The sequence below is a fragment of the Leifsonia sp. PS1209 genome (assembly GCF_012317045.1).
Lineage (GTDB): Bacteria > Actinomycetota > Actinomycetes > Actinomycetales > Microbacteriaceae > Leifsonia.
The window spans coordinates 3,482,040-3,499,466 of record NZ_CP051154.1; the positions used below are offsets into that span (position 1 = coordinate 3,482,040).

The 17,427-nt window shown below is 71.3% G+C and carries 16 protein-coding genes; 14 read left to right on the forward strand and 2 right to left on the reverse strand.

What is annotated here, in order from left to right; genetic code table 11:
- The first annotated feature begins 113 nt into the window (after positions 1 to 113).
- From HF024_RS16610 to HF024_RS16620, 3 genes are read left to right on the forward strand one after another with little or no spacing between them, the layout of a single operon-like run.
- Positions 114 to 620, forward strand: a complete 507-nt coding sequence (locus tag HF024_RS16610; RefSeq protein WP_168690323.1) for an SRPBCC family protein — start codon at positions 114 to 116, stop codon at positions 618 to 620.
- A gap of 31 nt (positions 621 to 651) precedes the next feature.
- Positions 652 to 1,215 carry a helix-turn-helix domain-containing protein gene (locus tag HF024_RS16615; RefSeq protein WP_247597162.1) on the forward strand — a complete coding sequence of 188 codons (564 nt, stop codon included), beginning with the start codon at positions 652 to 654 and terminating at the stop codon, positions 1,213 to 1,215.
- Positions 1,212 to 2,513 (forward strand): MFS transporter, encoded by a 1,302-nt coding sequence (locus HF024_RS16620; RefSeq protein ID WP_168690324.1) that lies wholly within the window; start codon positions 1,212 to 1,214, stop codon positions 2,511 to 2,513. The genes HF024_RS16615 and HF024_RS16620 overlap by 4 nt, the downstream gene beginning before the upstream one ends.
- Positions 2,514 to 2,598: 85 nt before the next feature.
- On the opposite strand, the gene HF024_RS16625 is transcribed toward HF024_RS16620, so the two are convergent.
- The gene (locus HF024_RS16625) at positions 2,599 to 3,069 is read right to left on the reverse strand and encodes a DapH/DapD/GlmU-related protein (RefSeq protein WP_247597163.1); all 471 of its coding nucleotides are present in this window, start codon (positions 3,067 to 3,069) and stop codon (positions 2,599 to 2,601) included.
- Positions 3,070 to 3,217: 148 nt separating this feature from the next.
- Between HF024_RS16625 and HF024_RS16630 the strand changes: the two genes are divergently transcribed.
- Entirely contained in the window at positions 3,218 to 3,787 is a 570-nt protein-coding gene (locus HF024_RS16630; protein ID WP_085370495.1) for a YdeI/OmpD-associated family protein, read from the forward strand.
- A 270-nt stretch (positions 3,788 to 4,057) separates the two neighbouring features.
- The gene (locus tag HF024_RS19895) at positions 4,058 to 6,409 is read left to right on the forward strand and encodes a lamin tail domain-containing protein (protein WP_247597164.1); all 2,352 of its coding nucleotides are present in this window, start codon (positions 4,058 to 4,060) and stop codon (positions 6,407 to 6,409) included.
- Between the two features lie 106 nt (positions 6,410 to 6,515).
- Here the strand turns inward: HF024_RS19895 and recQ are convergent, their stop codons facing one another.
- Positions 6,516 to 8,507, reverse strand: coding sequence for a DNA helicase RecQ (recQ, locus tag HF024_RS16640; RefSeq protein WP_168690325.1), 1,992 nt, complete (start codon positions 8,505 to 8,507; stop codon positions 6,516 to 6,518).
- A 114-nt stretch (positions 8,508 to 8,621) separates the two neighbouring features.
- Between recQ and HF024_RS16645 the strand changes: the two genes are divergently transcribed.
- From HF024_RS16645 to HF024_RS16685, 9 genes are all read left to right on the forward strand, one after another.
- On the forward strand, positions 8,622 to 9,827 hold the full coding sequence (locus HF024_RS16645; RefSeq protein WP_168690326.1) for a hypothetical protein: 1,206 nt from the start codon (positions 8,622 to 8,624) through the stop codon (positions 9,825 to 9,827).
- 25 nt (positions 9,828 to 9,852) lie between these two features.
- On the forward strand, positions 9,853 to 10,416 hold the full coding sequence (locus HF024_RS16650) for a dihydrofolate reductase family protein (protein ID WP_168690327.1): 564 nt from the start codon (positions 9,853 to 9,855) through the stop codon (positions 10,414 to 10,416).
- Positions 10,416 to 11,330, forward strand: a complete 915-nt coding sequence (locus HF024_RS16655) for an EamA family transporter (RefSeq protein ID WP_168690328.1) — start codon at positions 10,416 to 10,418, stop codon at positions 11,328 to 11,330. The genes HF024_RS16650 and HF024_RS16655 overlap by 1 nt, the downstream gene beginning before the upstream one ends.
- A 106-nt stretch (positions 11,331 to 11,436) precedes the next feature.
- Positions 11,437 to 12,960, forward strand: a complete 1,524-nt coding sequence (locus HF024_RS16660) for an amino acid permease (protein ID WP_168690954.1) — start codon at positions 11,437 to 11,439, stop codon at positions 12,958 to 12,960.
- A gap of 18 nt (positions 12,961 to 12,978) precedes the next feature.
- Positions 12,979 to 13,698, forward strand: a complete 720-nt coding sequence (locus HF024_RS16665) for a WYL domain-containing protein (RefSeq protein WP_085370502.1) — start codon at positions 12,979 to 12,981, stop codon at positions 13,696 to 13,698.
- A gap of 98 nt (positions 13,699 to 13,796) precedes the next feature.
- Positions 13,797 to 14,204, forward strand: coding sequence for a VOC family protein (locus tag HF024_RS16670; protein WP_168690329.1), 408 nt, complete (start codon positions 13,797 to 13,799; stop codon positions 14,202 to 14,204).
- Between the two features lie 33 nt (positions 14,205 to 14,237).
- Positions 14,238 to 14,867: an ECF transporter S component gene (locus tag HF024_RS16675; protein ID WP_168690330.1), complete on the forward strand. Its 630-nt coding sequence runs from the start codon at positions 14,238 to 14,240 to the stop codon at positions 14,865 to 14,867.
- Positions 14,868 to 14,872: 5 nt separating this feature from the next.
- Complete coding sequence (locus tag HF024_RS16680) at positions 14,873 to 16,591, forward strand: ABC transporter ATP-binding protein (protein WP_247597165.1); 1,719 nt, start codon at positions 14,873 to 14,875, stop codon at positions 16,589 to 16,591.
- Entirely contained in the window at positions 16,588 to 17,382 is a 795-nt protein-coding gene (locus HF024_RS16685) for an energy-coupling factor transporter transmembrane component T (RefSeq protein ID WP_168690331.1), read from the forward strand. The genes HF024_RS16680 and HF024_RS16685 overlap by 4 nt, the downstream gene beginning before the upstream one ends.
- Positions 17,383 to 17,427 lie beyond the last annotated feature (45 nt).

The window sequence follows — 17,427 nt, forward strand, 5'->3', positions numbered from 1 at the left end:
GCGGCCTACAAACCGCAGCCGGATGCGCCGCGACTGGTTTGCGGAATGCTCCAATCGCGGGGGTGCCGATTGTGCCTCTGTCCACAACAATGCATGGAAAGCGACGGGATGCGATGGGCGAGCACAGCGATGCGACGGGTGCGCAGAGCGACGCGACGGGCGAGCACAGCGCGCGCGTGACGAAGGCGGTCGCGGCGGAGCGGCCGCTGGTCTGGGAGGCGTTCACCTCCGCGGACGCCCTGGCCTCGTGGTTCTGGCCGCCGCGCTTCGCCACGACGGCCACGATGGATGCGCGCGAGGGCGGTGCGTGGAGCATCCGGTCGGCGCCGACGGCGATGGGTGCATCCGGGACGGTGGTGCGGGCGGTGGAGCCGGAACGGCTGGAGCTGAGCTGGCGCTGGGACGGGGAGGCGGAGGAGACGCGCGTGGCGGTGACGCTGGCGCAGGATGCGCTGGCGGAGGTCGACGGCGGCACGGCGGATGGCGCGGCGGGTGCCACGACGATCACCGTCGTGCACGACGGCTTCGCGTCGGAGGAGGCGGCAGCCGACCACGTGGAGGGGTGGAGCGACTGCCTGGACAGGCTAGCGGCGCGACTCGACTCCCAAAGAACTGTTTGACAGTTGCTGCGCGAGTGGCCAGACTGGGAGGGTGACCGACCAGAACACCCAGACGCACTTGTCTGCGCCGCGCGAGCCGCGCGAGCTGCGCGAGCTGCGCGACCTGCGCGTCCTCGCGCATCCACTGCGGCTGCGGCTGCTCTCGCTCCTCGGCGGCGCCGCCCTCAGCGCGGCGGAGGCCGCCCGCGAGCTCGGCGACACCCAGGCAAACGTGAGCTACCACCTCCGGCGGCTGCACGACGCCGGGCTCGTCGACGTGGTGGAGGAGGTCGCCATCCGCGGCGGCAAGGCCAAGCGTTACCGCCACGATCCCACCAGCGGCGAGCGCCTCGGGATGGCCGGAGCCCCCGAACTGTTCCTCGCCATGAGCGCAGAGCTCGCCCGCCGCGCCGTGCTGCAGGCGCCGGGCACGCGCTCCACCTTCACCGACGCGGAGTTCTCGATCGACGACGCGGCGTACCGCAAGGTGGAGGCGCTGGTGCGGGAGGCGGGCATCGTCCTGGCCGACGCCGCCCAGCCCAGTGGCACCGCCGGAACCCACCGGGTGGCGGCGACGCTGGCGCTGTTCGAGCTGGCGCAGGGAGACGCGCAGTGAGCCGCGAGTCATACGCCGACGTCCTCCGCATCCCGGGCGCCGCCGCGCTGTTCGGCTCCGCCCTGGTCGGGCGGCTCGCGTTCGCGACCGTCTCGCTGTCGCTGCTGCTCAGCGTGCAGGCGTCGACGGGAACCTTCGCCGCCGCCGGAGCAGCGACCGGCGCGTTCGGCGTGACCAACGTGATCGCCTCCCCCACCCGCGCGCGGGCCGTCGACCGGTTCGGGCCCACCAGGGCGCTGCTGGTGATGGGGGTGCTGTTCTCCGCATCCCTCGTCGCCACCGCGTTCGGCTGCCTGACCGACGCCCCGGCCGCGCTGCTGATCGTCCTCGCGGCAGTCGCCGGTGTGTTCGCGCCGCCGCTCGGGTCGACCATGCGTGTGATGTGGGCGTCCATCGCCCCGGATGCGCGCATCCTGCCCCGCGCGTACAGCCTGGATGCGGTGGCGGAGGAGCTGCTGTTCACCACCGGCCCCCTGCTGGTCGGGCTGCTCGTGTTCGTCGCCGGGCCGGTGACGGCGCTTTTCACGACGGCCGGTGTGGCGTTCGTGGGGACCGCGCTGTTCTGCCTGCACAGGCACGTGCGCGCGAAGGGCGCGGCGACGACGACAGCGCACGCGCACGAACGCCCGCTGCGGCAGCGCGGCTTCCCGACGGTGCTGGTCGCGCTGACAGGGGTCGGCCTGGTGATCGGCACCGTCGAGACGGCTGTGCCCGCGTTCACCGCCGAACGGTCGATGGCGGCGGCGTCCGGCATCCTGCTCGCCCTGCTGGCGGCGGGGAGCGCGGTCGGCGGGCTGGTCTACGGCCACCGCGCCTGGAAGCCTGCGCTGGCGATCCGGCTCACCGTGCTGAGCATCGCGTTCGTCGCGGTCAGCGCCATCGCCGCCCTCGCGCCGGACCAGATCACGCTCGGCGTCATCCTGTTCGGCCTCGGGCTGTTCCTCGCTCCGACGGTCATCACGGCGTACCTGCTCGCCGACGCGCTCACCGCCGAACACGTGCGCACCGAGGCGACCACCTGGACCAACACCGCCGTGAACTTCGGCGTCGCGGTGGGGGCGGCGGTGGCGGGCGTGCTCGTCGACCACGCGGGCACGACCACCGCCTTCGCGGTCGGCGCGACGGTCGCGGGCGTGCTGGTGCTCGCCGCCGGTTCGCGCACGCGCGCGCTCGGCGTGGCCAGCGCGCCGGCCGCAGGCGGCGCGCCCGCAGCGGGTGGCCCCACCTCCCCCGAGGAGGACGGCACCACCCCCACAGCCGTCTCCGCCCCCGGCGACCTGCCCGCATCCCGGGACTAACTCCCCCCAGACAGACGAAATACCAGCAGCTGTCGCGAAACGCGCGGGATGCGCGACAGTTACTGGTATCTCGTGGGGTGGGGCGCTACGCCGCTCGGCGGGTGGCGTCCCTCCGGGCGTGCTGTGCGGCGGGGCGCACGGGCGCCGACAGGGCGGCGCGGGCTGCGGCGGAGCCGCGGAGCTCGATCACCGTGCCGGCCTCCACCTGCGCGTCGCGGTCGATGCGCGCTCCGTTGCCGACCATGACGGCCTGGCCCAACTTGGCGTTGCTGCCGATGCGCACACCGCTGCCGATCACGCATCCTGCTCCAACGTGGACGTTCGCGCCCACGAAGGTGCGGTCGCCGACCGTCGCACCGGTGTCGATCCAGCTGCCCGCGCCGACGTATGCGTCGAGTCCGACGCGGGCGTCCTTCTCGACGTATGCGGTCGCGTCGATGAACGCCGACTCCGCCACACGCGCGGTGGGCGCAACGAGGCCACGCCCGTTGACGTGCCTCTTGTACTTGATTACGGCGCCGGTCTCATCCTCGAGCTCTTCGATCATTCGTGCCATCGCGTCTCCCTTCGAGATCGTCGCTTCAGTCCACATTCTGATAACACGAGACGGCCAGGAAAGATTCCCTGATCGTCCCGCAGAACCGGGACAGTACACCGTCGCTTTCGTTACAGCCACCCCGTACTTTTCCGGGCAGTATTCAGGTATGGCCGAACACAGCATCCTGTACCTCCCCGACGCGGCAGCCTGGCGGGACTGGCTGCAGCAGAACCACGACACGGAAGCGGGAGTCCGGCTCGCCATCGCGAAGAAGAACTCCGGCCACACGAGCCCCACCTACGCGGAGGCGGTCGACGGCGCCCTCTGCTTCGGCTGGATCGACGGCCGCAGGAACAGCCTCGACGACACCCACTTCCTGCAGACCTTCACGCCGCGCGGCCGCCGCAGCATCTGGTCGCAGCGCAACCGCGAACTCGTCGCGGCGCTCATCGAATCCGGCGAGATGACCGAGCACGGGATGCGCGAGATCGAGCGAGCGCAGGCCGACGGCCGCTGGGATGCGGCCTACCAGCGCCAGTCGGACAAGACGGTGCCCGACGACCTCGCCGCCGCCCTCGCCGCCAACCCGGAGGCCGCGGCGTTCTTCGAGACCATCAGCGGCCAGAACCGCTTCGCGATCATCTTCCGCGTGTCCACGGCCAAGCGCGCAGACACCCGCGCCCGCCGCATCGCCACGTTCGTCGACCAGCTCGCCCGCCACGAGACGCTGTACTGACGGCGGGACGGGCTCCCCTCCATCCACGCCACCCGAGCCCGCGGATGTGAAGAACCTCAGACTCGATGGATGCGCGTCATCCGCCGTTCGCGAGCCGTTCATCCCGTGTTCCCGCAGCGTCACGAAGCTGCGAGTGTTCGCATCCACGTCGGAGCGGCGCGCGAGCTGCACCCGGGCGCGCCGCATCCATCCGGTGAGCCGCGCCAGCCGCGGTCGCCTCGCGGTCGCCGTCGATGCGCGCTCCCCCGTCGTCGCAGAAGGAGAACACGCTTGCGCACTCACTGGCGAGGAACGATGGCGGCCCTGGTGGCCGCAGCGTTCGCCACAGCTCCCCTGGTCGCGGTCGCGGCCCCCGCATCCGCAGCCCCCGCGCCATCGCCGGTGGTCATCAACGAGGTCGAGTCGAGCGGCGGAACGCCGGGCGACTGGGTCGAGCTGATGAACACGGGCACCACCACCGTCGACGTCACCGGCTGGTCGCTGCTCGACAACGACGACACCCACACGGCCGTTCCGCTTCCGGCAGGGTCGACCATCGCCGCCGGCGGATTCCTCAGCGTCGACGAATCCCTGCTCGGCTTCGGCCTCGGCGGCGCGGACTCCGCCCGTCTGTACGACGCATCCCACACACTGGTCGACTCGTACAGCTGGACAGCGCACGCGACCACCACCTACGGCCGTTGCCCGGACGGTTCCGGCGCGTTCACCACCACCACCTCGCCGACCAAGGCCGCCGCCAACGACTGCAGCGTCCCCGTCGCCATCAACGAGGTCGAGTCGAACGGCGACGCCACCGACTGGATCGAACTTATCAACAACGGCTCCGCACCAGTCGACCTGTCCGGGTACATCCTGCGCGACAACAAGGACAGCGACGCCTTCCCGATCCCCGCCGGCACCGTCGTCGCGGCGGGCGGCTACTACACGGCCGACGTGGATGCGGCATTCGGACTGGGAGGGGCGGACTCCGCGCGCCTCTTCGCACCGGACGGCACGACCCTGGTCGACTCGTACGAATGGACGGCGCACGCCGCCACCACCTACGGGCGCTGCCCCAACGGCACCGGCGCGTTCGCCACGACGGCTGCTTCCACGAAGAACGCGCCGAACGCGTGCGAGGGCGATGTGCAGCTCACCCCGTGGCCGGGCGGATCGACGATCGCGACCGCCGACGACGCCACCGTGCTCGGCGGCAACATGAGCGGCCTCTACTACCAGGCGTCCGGAACCAGCGCGCCGGGCGTGCTGTGGGCCGTGAAGAACGGGCCGGGCACCCTGTACCGCCTGCTCTGGAACGGCACGGTGTGGACACCGGACACGGCCAACGGCTGGGCAGCGGGCAAGGCGCTGCACTACGCCGACGGCACGGGCGACCCGGACTCGGAGGGCGTCACCATCACCGGCACGGGTCCGGATGGGGGCATCTTCGTCTCAACCGAGCGCAACAACGCCAACAACGGCGTGAGCCGCCCGGCCATCCTCCGCTTCGACCCGGCGCAGCCCGGCACGAGCCTCACCGCGACGGCCGACTGGAACCTCACCGCCGACCTTCCGGCGGTCGGCCCGAACCTGGGCCTCGAGGCGGTCACCTGGATCCCGGATGCGTACCTCACGGCCAACGGGTTCGCCGACCATCACACCGGAGCGGCTTACGACCCTGCGTCGTACCCCGGACACGGCGACGGCCTGTTCTTCACCGGCCTCGAAGCGAACGGCTCCATCTACGCGTACGCGCTCGACCAGTCCGGCACAGGATTCACCAGGGTCGCGACCATCGTGAGCGGGATGCCCGGCGTGATGGAACTGCAGTTCGACCAGGAGACGCAGAAGCTGTGGGCGGTCTGCGACGACACCTGCGACGGGCAGCACGAGACGCTGACGATCGCATCCACGGGTGCGGACGCGGGCCACTTCACGGTCGACACCACGTACGCCCGGCCGACCGGGATGCCCAACTTCAACAACGAGGGCTTCGCGATCGCCCCGCAGGCGGAGTGCGTCGACGGCCACAAGCCGGTGATCTGGTCAGACGACACGAACGACGACGGCCACGCGCTGCGCGCCGGCACCATCGCGTGCACGGTGGTGACGGAGCCGGGCGGACCCGGTGAGCCGGGCGGACCCGGTGAGCCGGGCGGTCCCGGTGAGCCGGGCACCACACCCGCGACCGTGACGCTGTCGTCCGGGACGGTGGCGGTCGGCGGCGCGCTGAGCCTCACGGCCTCCGGGTTCACGGCGGGCGAGACGGTCGAGGTGTGGCTGCACTCGACGCCGGTGAAGCTGGCGACGCTCACGGCATCGGGAACCGGCGCGATCTCGGCGACCGTGAGCATCCCCAGCGGGACGCCAGCGGGCGCGCACACGATCGTGGTGACAGGCCTGACCTCGGGCGTCACGGGCTCGATGGCCATCACGGTAACGGCAGCCGCCGCCCCGGGAGGCACGGACCCGGGCACCACCCCGCCCGGCACGACCCCGGCGGTCACCTCCCCGGCCGACAACACTCCGGCCGGACTCGCCGCGACAGGTTCGTCGGTCACGGTCCCGCTCCTCGCGGCCCTCACCGCCGCGCTGCTCGGAACCGTCCTGCTCCTGCTCCGGATGCGCCGCCCGGCCCGCTGATCGGGCGTTCGGCCGGACATATCCCGCGACACGCCGCTGCGTTCTCCGTTCCGACGGAGAACGCGGCGGAGGTGGCGCGGGACGTCCGCTTTTACGAAGGCATCGCCTACGCCGACGCCACCACTTCCAGGAGGGCCTCGCCGTAGGCCTCGCGCTTCTTGGCGCCGATGCCGGTGATGCCGTCGAGGTCGCCGAGGGTGGCGGGCTTCGCGGAGGCGACGGCGCGGAGGGTGGCGTCGCCGAAGACGATGTATGCGGGGACGCCCTGTGATCTGGCCGCCTCTGCCCGCCAGGCGCGGAGGGCTTCGAACAGGGGGTGGTCTGCCGGTTCGAGGTCGGCGGCAGCCGCTGCGGAGCGGGCGGCGCGGGCCGGGCGCTCCGGGCGGTCCGGTTCGCGGCGCAGCACGACGGGGCGGTCCCCGGCGAGAACCGCGGCGCTCTGCGGTGTGATCGCGAGCACGCCGTATTCGCCTTCCGGCTTCAGCAGTTCCTGTGCGATCAGCTGCCGCACGACCCCGCGCCACTGGCTCTCGCTGAGGTCGGCGCCGATGCTCCAGGTGGCGAGCGCGTCGTGGCCGTGCTGCTCGACGCGCGGGGTGCGCTTGCCGCGCAGGATGTCGACGAGGTGGCCTGCCCCGAACTGCTGGTTGCGTTCGCGCTTCAGGCGCACCACGGTCGACAGCAGTTTCTGGGCGGGGACCGTGCCGTCCCAGCTCTCCGGCGGGGTGAGGCAGGTGTCGCAGTTGCCGCACGGCTCCGCGCGCTGACCGAAGTAGTTCAGGAGGTTGACGCGGCGGCACTGCACGGTCTCGCAGAGGGCGAGCATCGCATCCAGGTGCTGCGTCATGCGGCGGCGGTGGGCGAGGTCGCCGGGCGAGTCGTCGATCATGCGGCGCTGCTGCACCACGTCTTGCAGGCCGTAGGCGAGCCAGGCGGTGGACGGCAGGCCGTCGCGGCCGGCGCGGCCGGTCTCCTGGTAGTAGCCCTCGACCGACTTGGGCAGGTCGATGTGGGCGACGAACCGCACGTCGGGTTTGTCGATGCCCATGCCGAACGCGATGGTGGCGACCACGATCACGCCCTCCTCGCGGAGGAACCTGGCCTGCGTCTGGGCGCGCACTCGCGCATCCAGTCCCGCGTGATACGGGAGGGCGTTCAGGCCGCGCGCGCTGAGGAACTCGGCCGTGCGCTCCACCGTGTTGCGCGACAGGCCGTAGACGATGCCGGCGTCGTTCGGGTGCTCCGTGGTGATGAAGTCGAGCAGCTGCTTGCGCACCTCCACCTTGGGAACGATGCGGTACTGGATGTTCGGACGGTCGAAGTCCGCGACGAACTGCGCCGCCTTCTGCATGCCGAGGCGCTCGGTGATCTCGCGGTGCGTCGCCTCCGTGGCCGTGGCGGTGAGGGCGATGCGCGGCACCTCCGGCCAGCGCTCCCCCAGCTCGGACAGCGCCAGGTAGTCCGGACGGAAGTCGTGGCCCCACTGGGAGACACAGTGCGCCTCGTCGATGGCGAAGAGTGCGATCTTGCCGCCGGAGAGGAACCGCTTGGTCGCGTCGGAGGACAGCCGCTCCGGCGCGACGTAGAGCACATCCAGCTCGCCGGAGAGGTAGGCGTTCTCGACCCTGGACCGCTCGGCGGAGTCTTGGGTGGAGTTGAGGAAGGCGGCGCGCACGCCGACGGCGGTCAGCGCATCCACCTGGTCTTGCATGAGTGCGATCAGCGGCGAGATGACGACGCCGGTGCCCTCGCGCACGAGCGACGGGATCTGGTAGCAGAGGCTCTTGCCTCCACCCGTCGGCATGAGCACCACGGCGTCGCCGCCGTCGACGAGCTGGTCGATGATCTGGGCCTGCTCCCCGCGGAACGAGTCGTAGCCGAACACCGTGTGCAGCGCCTCGGCCGGGCTGGCGAACTTGGCCGTGGATGCTCGGACCTCCCGCTGAGGAGCCGCCACGCGCGTCGACGTAGCCGCACCGCCACCGAACTCCACCGCCCCGCCGAGGTACGCGTCGTCAGGCGGGAACGCCTCCTCCGGATACTCCGGTGGCGCGTCGCGCTCGTCCGGCTCCCAGGGGTGTTCCGCGTTCCAACTCATCCCCTGATCGTAACGAGCGGGACCGACGAAAACCTGGCCGTCGCAGATCTGTGGAAAACACCCCGGTTTTGATAGCTTGTGGAAGCTCGACCACGGGGGAAACCAAGGGGGACCATGACCGACGACGCCGCGCACCCGACCGCGCACGCGGACGCGCACCCGACCGCGCCGACCACCAGCCCCCGCGAACGCCGGCGCGCCCGGCCCTGGATCGTCGCCACCGCCGCCGTCCTGCTCGGAGCCGGTGTCGTCTCCGGCGCGGCGTACGGCTGGTCCGTGTTCGCCCAGGCCCGGTTCACGGTGGCGAACCAGCAGTCCGTGCAGGTCGCCCACGCGCTCACCGACGTGTCCGACCAGCGCGGCGCCGCCATCGACAAGGCGAAGGTCACCACCAGCGCAGTCGACAGCTTCGTCGCGCAGCCCCACACCGGCTACGTCAGCGCCGCGGCACTGGATGCACTGAAGAAGGCGGACAACGACCTCCACTCCGCGAGCAACGACCTCACCTACGCGCCGGAGGAGGTCACACCGGTGCCGTCCCGTCCGTCCGACCTCTGGCCACTGACCGTCATCCGGGAACTGCTGCTCATCCGGACATCGACCGACGGCGAAGTCGCTCTCCTCAAATCCCGGGCGGCGGAGCTCGCGGCGATGAAGACCGCGCAGAAGGAGGTCGGCACCGCCGGCACGGCCGTCTACGGCCAGGTCAAGGCGCGCGCTGAAGCCACCATGAAGGCGGCCGTCGACGCCACGTACGAGAGCAGGATCGGCCTGACGCACGCGCTGGCCGGAGCATCCGGTTCCGTCAGCTTCTCCGGGATGGGACTGCCCGCGATCATCAGTGCCTCCGACGCCGTCGCAGCGTCGGAGGCGGCGGGCCAGGCGGCGAAGCAGGACCCGGCATACCCCGCACACGCGGCGATCGAGGCGTACGCGCGGAGCATCGCGCACGGCGTCAACCTGGACTTCCAGTGGCACCAGGTTGTCGGCGGCTACGGCACCGGCTGGTATTCGGGCACCACCATGTATCACGAGGGGGACGGCGGCTGGGCGACCATCGACCTCAACTTCGACACCGTCGACGGCTGGTCGCGGGGCGACGTGGATGCGAAAGCACTCATCACGCACGAGGTGGGCCACTCGCAGGTGGTGCGCCCGGAGTGCCGCACGCTCTTCACCGGACCGGTGTTCAATTCGGACGACGAGATGTGGGCGACCGCGTGGGCGATCAGCATGGGCTTCGACGACGACGGCTCCGGCATCCAGGCGTACGGGCGGCCGAGCGACCAGCAGATCGCGACCGCCGGGCAGTGCCGCTGACCGCAACAGCGGTACCATCGGCCACATGCGCCGATTGATCGTGACCGAGTTCATGACCCTCGACGGGGTCGTCGAGGCCCCGGGAGGGGAGCCGACGCATCCGCACGCCGGATGGACGATGCCGTACGGCACGGACGCCCTGTACGCGTTCAAGCTGCGCGAGACGATGGAGGCGGAGTCCCTGCTGCTCGGACGCAAGACGTTCGAAGGCTTCAGCGCTGCCTGGCCGGGGCGCGACGGCGAGTTCGCCGACAAGATGAACGCCATGCCGAAGCTGGTGGCCGCGAGCGGCACGGGCGACCTCGGCTGGAACGCCACGCGCATCCAGGGTGAGGTGCGCACGGCCGTCGCCGACCTGAAGGAGGGCGACGGCGGCCCGATCCTGGTGGCGGGAAGCGCGACCCTCGTGCGCTCCCTGCTGGTCTGGGGCCTCGTGGACGAGCTGCGCCTGCTCACCTACCCGGTGATGGTCGGCGGTGGCCTGCGCATCTTCCCCGACGACAGGGAGAAGTGGTCGTTCGAGCTGGCCGAGCTCGAACGGTTCGACAGCGGTGCCGTGCTGCACGTCTACCGGCTCGCCGGGAGCTGATGCTCACCGTCGTCCTCGGGCTGGTCGGGGCGTTCGTCTACGGGTCCGCCGACTTCCTCGGCGGGATCGCCTCCCGGCGGATCAGCGCGCTCAGGGTGACGGCGATCGGCGCGCTGTCCGGGCTCGTGCTGCTGCTCATCGCCCTGCCGGTCTTCGGTGGAGAGTGGTCGGCCGCCGCGATCGGCTGGGGCGCCCTCTCCGGCGTGACCGGAGCCGTCGCCATCTCGCTGCTGTACGCCTGCCTCGCGATCGGGCCGATGAGCATCCTGTCCCCGCTCACCGCGCTGGTGTCCGCGATCGTCCCGATGACCTGGGGGCTGCTCGGCGGCGAGCAGTTCGCGCCGATCGGCTACGCGGCGCTCGGCGTGGCCCTCGTGGCGGTGGTGCTCGTCGGGTTCGTGCCGGAGAAGGGGGCGGTGCGGCCGAGCGTCCGTGGCATCCTGATGGCGGTCGGCTCCGGGACGATGATCGGTGCGTTCCTGATCATCATCGACCAGACTCCGCAATCGTCCGGGCTTGTGCCCCTCGTGCTGAACCGCGGCGTGAACGGCGCGATCATGCTGGCGGTGATCGGGCTGGTCGCGCTGCAGGCCAGGTCCAGGCGGGCGCGCGCAGCCACCAGCCAGGCACCGGATGCGGCGGTCGCCCCCGACGCGCGCCCCACCATCGCCGCCGGCTGGCTGCCCGGGCTCCCGTTCGCGCTCGCCTGCGGAGTGCTCGACACCGTGGCGAACGTGGTGATGCTCGTCGGCCTTCGGCTCGGCGATCTTGCCGCGTTCTCCGTGCTGATCGCGCTGTATCCGGCGGGGACCATCGTGCTCGCCGCCGTGGTCCTGCGGGAGCGGATCGCCCCCATCCAGTGGGTCGGGCTGGCGCTCGCGATCGCGGCAGCCGGGATGCTCGCTGTCGCCTGACGCCGCATCGTTCACTAGTGTGAACAACTGAAACACGGAGGGGCTCGACATGACACAGCACGACCCGGCCGACGAGCTGGAGAACGATCGCGAACACATCGGCGACATGAGCCAGGCGGTTCAGGACTTCTCGAGCGAGCAGGAGGGCTACCACAAGAGCCTCAAGCCGCGGCAAGTGCAGATGATCGCCATCGGCGGCGCGATCGGCACCGGCCTCTTCCTCGGGGCGGGCGGCAGGCTCGAACAGGGCGGCCCCATCCTCGTCTTCGTCTACGCGCTGTGCGGGTTCTTCGCGTTCCTCGTCTTGCGTGCGCTCGGCGAGCTGGTGCTGCACCGGCCGTCGTCCGGCTCGTTCGTGTCGTACGCCCGCGAGTTCTACGGCGAGACGATGGCGTACGTCGCCGGGTGGATGTACTTCCTCAACTGGGCGATGACGGCCATCGTCGACTCCACCGCCATCGCGCTCTACGTCAAATACTGGAGCGCCTTCTCCTCGGTGCCACAGTGGCTACTCGCGCTCATCGCGCTGATCGTGGTGGTGAGCCTCAACCTCATCTCGGTGAAGGTGTTCGGCGAGATGGAGTTCTGGTTCGCGCTGATCAAGGTGACGGCCCTGGTGGCGTTCCTCATCATCGGCATCGTCGTGCTCGCCTTCGGCTGGCCGACCGACCAGGGTGCGACCGGCATCGCGATGCTCGCGGAGAACGGCGGGCTGCTGCCGCACGGGATCGCGACGATCGGCATGGCGATCGTGCTCGTGCAGGGCGTCGTGTTCGCGTACGCGGGCGTGGAGCTGGTGGGTATCGCGGCGGGCGAGACCGAGCATCCGGAGAAGATCATGCCGCGCGCGATCAACAGCGTCGTGCTGCGCATCGCGGTGTTCTACTGCGGCTCGGTGCTGCTGCTGGCGCTGCTGCTCCCCTCCCACGTCTACAGCGGTGACGAGAGCCCGTTCGTGACGTTCTTCAGCCATCTCGGATCGCCGGAGCTGGGCGCCATCGTCGGCTCGATCATGAACTTCGTCGTGCTCACCGCCGCCCTGTCCAGCCTGAACGCCGGGATGTACTCGACGGGGCGCATCCTGCACTCGATGGCGCAGACGGGGGCGTCGCCGAGGTTCACCGGCCGCATGAACAAGCGGGGAGTGCCGTACGGCGGCATCCTGCTCACGGCCTGCATCGGTGTGCTCGGCGTGTTCCTCAACCTGATCGTGCCCGAGGAGGCGTTCAACATCGTCGTGAACGTGGCGTCCCTCGGCATCATCACCAGCTGGGGCATGATCGTGATCTGCCAGATGCAGCTACGCAGGTGGGCGCTGCAGGGCAAGCTCGAGCGACCGGCCTTCCGGCTGTTCGGGGCGCCGTTCACGGCGTACCTGACGCTGGCGTTCCTGGTCGCCGTCGTCGTGCTGATGGCGTTCGACTACCCGACGGGAACGTACACGGTCGCGTCGCTCGTCATCATCATCCCGTTGCTGGTGATCGGCTGGTTCGCGCAGCGTCAGCGCATCCTGGCCATCGCGCAGGAGCGGCAGGGGTACACCGGCGCGCATCCGGTGATCGCGGCGCGGCCCGGCATGAACGGCGGCCGCCGTCCCCCGTCGACGCCCTCCGATGACCCGCCGGCGTAGCCCGGTCTTCGTCGACGCATGAACCGCACGGACCGGCTGTATGCGCTGGTGGAGGAGCTGCGGGCCGTCGCGCCGCGGGCGCGGAGCGCGCGGTGGCTGGCCGAGCGCTTCGAGGTGAGCACGCGCACGATCGAGCGCGACCTGTCCGCCCTGCAGCAGTCCGGCGTGCCGATCTGGGCGGAGCAGGGCCGCACGGGCGGGTACTGCATCGACCCGGCACACACCCTCGCGCCGCTGGGCTTCACCCCGGACGAAGCGCTCGCCGTCAGCATCGGGCTCGGCATGCTCGCGGCGAGCCCGTTCGGCAGCGCTGCGGCCTCCGCGGCGCGCAAGGTGGCGGCGGTGATGGACGAGCGCGGGCTCGCACGGACCGCCGAGCTCGCGGCGCGCATCCACCTGCTCGACGACGGTCCCGTCCGGGATGCACCGTCCGCGCTCAGCGACATGCTCGGCGGCGCGCTCGGTTCCGGCCGCGTGCTCACGATCGCCTACCGCGACCGCGCGGGATCGGAAACCGTGCGCGACGTGGAGCCTCTCGGCTACGTCGGCAAGGGAACGGACTGGTATCTGATCGGCTGGTGCCGCCTCCGCGACGGCATCCGGGCGTTCAAAGGCGACCGGATCGTGCGGGCGACCCCGACCGGCGAGCGAGCGCCGGAGCGCACTCTGCGGGCGGAAGACCTGGAGATCCCGTACGGCGAGCTGCGCTCTGTCGGCCTCGGCCGGGATGCGGACTGAAAAACTCCCGCTAAACACCGACAGGACGGTGTCGCCTCGGCGGCCCACGATGGAGTCAACCGGCCGGATCACGGTCGGACTCTCTCGAAAGGACCCTCATGGACTTCGCCTCGATCAGGATCATCACCGACGACGTCGACAGGCTCGCGCACTTCTACGAGCTCGTCACCGGCACCCCCGCCGCGCGCCCTGCGCCGGTGTTCGCCGAGTTCCGCACGCAGAGCGCCACGCTCGCGATCGGCAGCACAGCGACCGTCGCCATGCTCGGCGACCAGGCCCCGCGCCCGGGCAGCAACGCCTCCGTCGTCATCGAGTTCCAGGTGCAGGACGTGGATGCGGAGTTCGCGCGCATCCGGAACGCCATCGGGGGCGCCGAGGCGGCCGCCGCCGACGCCGCCGTCGTGATGGAACCCACGACGATGCCGTGGGGCAACCGCTCCGCCATCGTCCGCGACCCCGACGGCAACCTCGTGAACATCTTCTCCCGCCCAGAGGCGCGCTTGTAAGGTAATCCTTACCTCATCTACGCTGGTGGGGACATGAAGAACACCAGCACCCGACTCCTCCTCACCTGCGCCGCGATCGGTGTCGCCGGTGGGATCGTGTTCTCGATCAGCGCTTACATCTCCGGCACGCTCGCCGCCGCTGCGCCGATGTTCTACGGCGCGGTGATCGGCGTGTACTTCCTGCCGGGCGTGATCGCCCAGGCCCTGCTGCGCCGGGGCGGTGTCGCGCTGATCACCTCGGTGATCGCCGGCCTGGTCTCCGTGCCGTTCCAGCCGATCGGTTTCGCAGCGGTGATGGCGGCCGGGTCGATCGGGCTGCTGCAGGAACTGCCGTTCGCGGTCACGCTCTACCGCTACTGGAGGGCGTGGCTGTTCTACGCGGCCGTGACGGTGGCCGGGCTGGTGTTCGGCATCGGCGTGTACATCGCGCAGGGCGCGGAGCAGAGCCAGCCGTGGGTGCAGGTGCTGCACATCGGCCTGTTCGTGGTGTCGCCGATCCTGTTCACCTGGGCTGGCCGCGCCGTCGCCGCCGGGCTCGACCGCACGGGGGCGGGCCGCGGACTGCAGCTGCCCGTGGTGCGCGCGCGCCGCGGAAGCGGAGGGGACGCCGGCCCGGACGCGCTGCCGCTGCTCGCCGCGCCATCGCCGACACTGTCGCTCTGAGCGCCGTGGCCCCCGAGCCCGCGTCCCCGCCGCTGTCGGTGCGCGGGGTGCGCATCCGGCACGACGGTGCCGACCAGTGGACGCCCGACGGCGTGACGTTCGACCTCCACCCCGGCGAGGTGCTGCTGGTGCTCGGTCCGAGCGGCTGCGGCAAGTCGACGCTGGCCCTCGCCCTCAACGGCCTGGTGCCGCACGCGGTCCCCGCGACCCTCGACGGCTCGGTGCTCGTGGCGGGCGTCGACACCGTGGATGCGCGGGTCGCCGAGCTGAGCGAGCACGTCGGCACGGTGTTCCAGGATCCGGATGCGCAGCTCGTCACCGCGACGGTCCTGGACGAGGTCTGCTTCGGCCCGGAGAACCAGCTGGTGCCCGCCGACGTGGTGCTCGCCCGCGCGGAGGCCGCGCTGCGCGCCGTCGGGCTGTGGGAGCGCAGGGGCGACAACCCGGACACGCTCTCCGGAGGAGGCAAACAGCGCCTCGCCATCGCCTGCGCGCTCGCCCTGGAGGCCCCGGTGCTGGTGCTCGACGAGCCGACGGCGAACCTCGACCCGGCCGGAGCGGAAGAGGTCTACGCGGTGCTCGCCACGCTCACCGGGCCGGGCTCGACCAGGGCTGTCGTGCTGGTGGAGCACAATCTGGATGCGGCGATGCCGGTGGTGGACACGGTGCTGGTACTGGATGCCGCGGGCAGGCAGGTGGCGCACGGACCGGTCGCGACGGTGTTCCGCGAACGGGCGGAGGAGCTGGCGGCGCTCGGCGTGTGGCTGCCGGTGGCGACGCTCGCCGGGCTGCGGCTGCGGGCGGCGGGGTGGGACGTGGAGCGGCTGCCGGTGACGGCGGAGGAGCTGGCGGACGTGGTGGCGGGTGCCGGAGCTGCGTTCGCGGGTGGCGAGCGCCACCGGCCCGAGCGCCCCGAGGCGCCCACCGAGCCCGCCGTCGACGTGCGCGGACTGGAGGTGCGGCGCGGCAAGCGCACCGTGCTGCGCGACGTGCGGCTGCGGGTGGGTCGCGGCGACTTCGTCGCGGTGCTCGGCGCGAACGGCGCGGGGAAGACCTCGCTCGTGCAGGCCATCGCCGGGGTGGTGCGGCCGCCGCGCGGCACCGTGTCCGTGGGCGGGATCGACCCTGCCCGCGCGAGCGTCGCGGAGCTGACCGCGGCCATCGGGTTCGTGTTCCAGAATCCCGAGCATCAGTTCGTGGCCGACTCCGTCGAGGACGAGCTCGCGTACGGCCTGCGCGTGCGACGCACCCCCGCCGACGAGATCGCGCGCCGCGTCGACGGGATGCTCGGCACGCTCGACCTCGCCGGGCACCGCCACGCGCATCCATACCTGTTGTCCGGAGGGCAGAAGAGGCGGCTGTCCGTCGGGACCGCGCTGATCGCCGGTGCCCCCGTGCTCGTGCTCGACGAACCGACGTTCGGTCAGGACCGCGAGCGCGCCACCGAACTGCTCACCATGCTTGCCGAGCTCAACGAGCAGGGCACCACGGTGATCATCGTCACCCACGACCTCCAGCTGGTCGCCGAGTACGCCACGCACGCGGCGGTGCTCGTCGACGGCGCGCTCGCCGCCCACGGACCGACCGCAGACATCCTCGCCGACGCCGCCCTGCTCGAACGCAGCGGGCTGCGGCAGCCGCCGCTCGCCAGGGCGCTCGGCGGAGTGCCCGGCTGGAGCCACGTCACCCGGCTCGCCGACCTGCCGGGAGGGGATGCGCCGTGACCTTCCTCTCCACCGACCCGTACGGCACCAGCGCCGCGCCCGCCGGACGCTTCCTGCACCACCTGAACCCGCTCGCGAAGGTGGCCGCCGTCGTCCCCGCCTGGGTGGCGCTGCTGTTCACCCGCGACATCCTGACGCCGCTGATCTTCATCGTCATCGCCGTGCTGCTCATCCTGGTCGGCGCCCGGCTGCGTCCGTCGATCGTCGTCGGGCTACTGCTCGTGCTGCCCGCGGTCGTGCTGGTGATGGCGCTGAGTTTCGGGCTCTGGACCGACGCCTCCCGGGTCGCGGACCAGCGCATCCTGTTCTCCGTCGGGGAGTTCCACTACACCGTCGGTGCGTTCGCGGTGGGCCTCGCCACCTCGCTGCGGCTCGGCGCGCTGGTGTCCCTCGCGCTCGTCGGCGGACTCACCACCACCGGGCCCGACCTGGCCCGCTCACTCGTCGCGCAGCTGCGCATCCCGTACCGGATCGGATACACGGCCATCGCCGCCTACCGTTTCCTGCCGCGCTTCGGCAGCGAGCTGGCGCTGATCAGGCAGGCCCAGCGGGTGCGCGGCGTCGCAGGGGGATGGGGTCCCGTCGCGGCCGTGCGGCGCGCGTTCGCCGCGGTGGTGCCGCTGCTGGCGTCGTCGATCAGGCACGCCGAGCGTATGGCGCTGGCGATGGAGTCGCGGGCGTTCGGCGCACACCCGACCCGCACGGAGCGCGCCCCGTCGCGCTGGCGCGCGCGCGACACGGTGTTCGTGGCGGTCGGCGTCGCCGTGACCGTCGCGGTCTTCGTGATCTGACGAGGCGGCCGGTGCACGCGACGCCGACGGCGGCCGACCGGTATG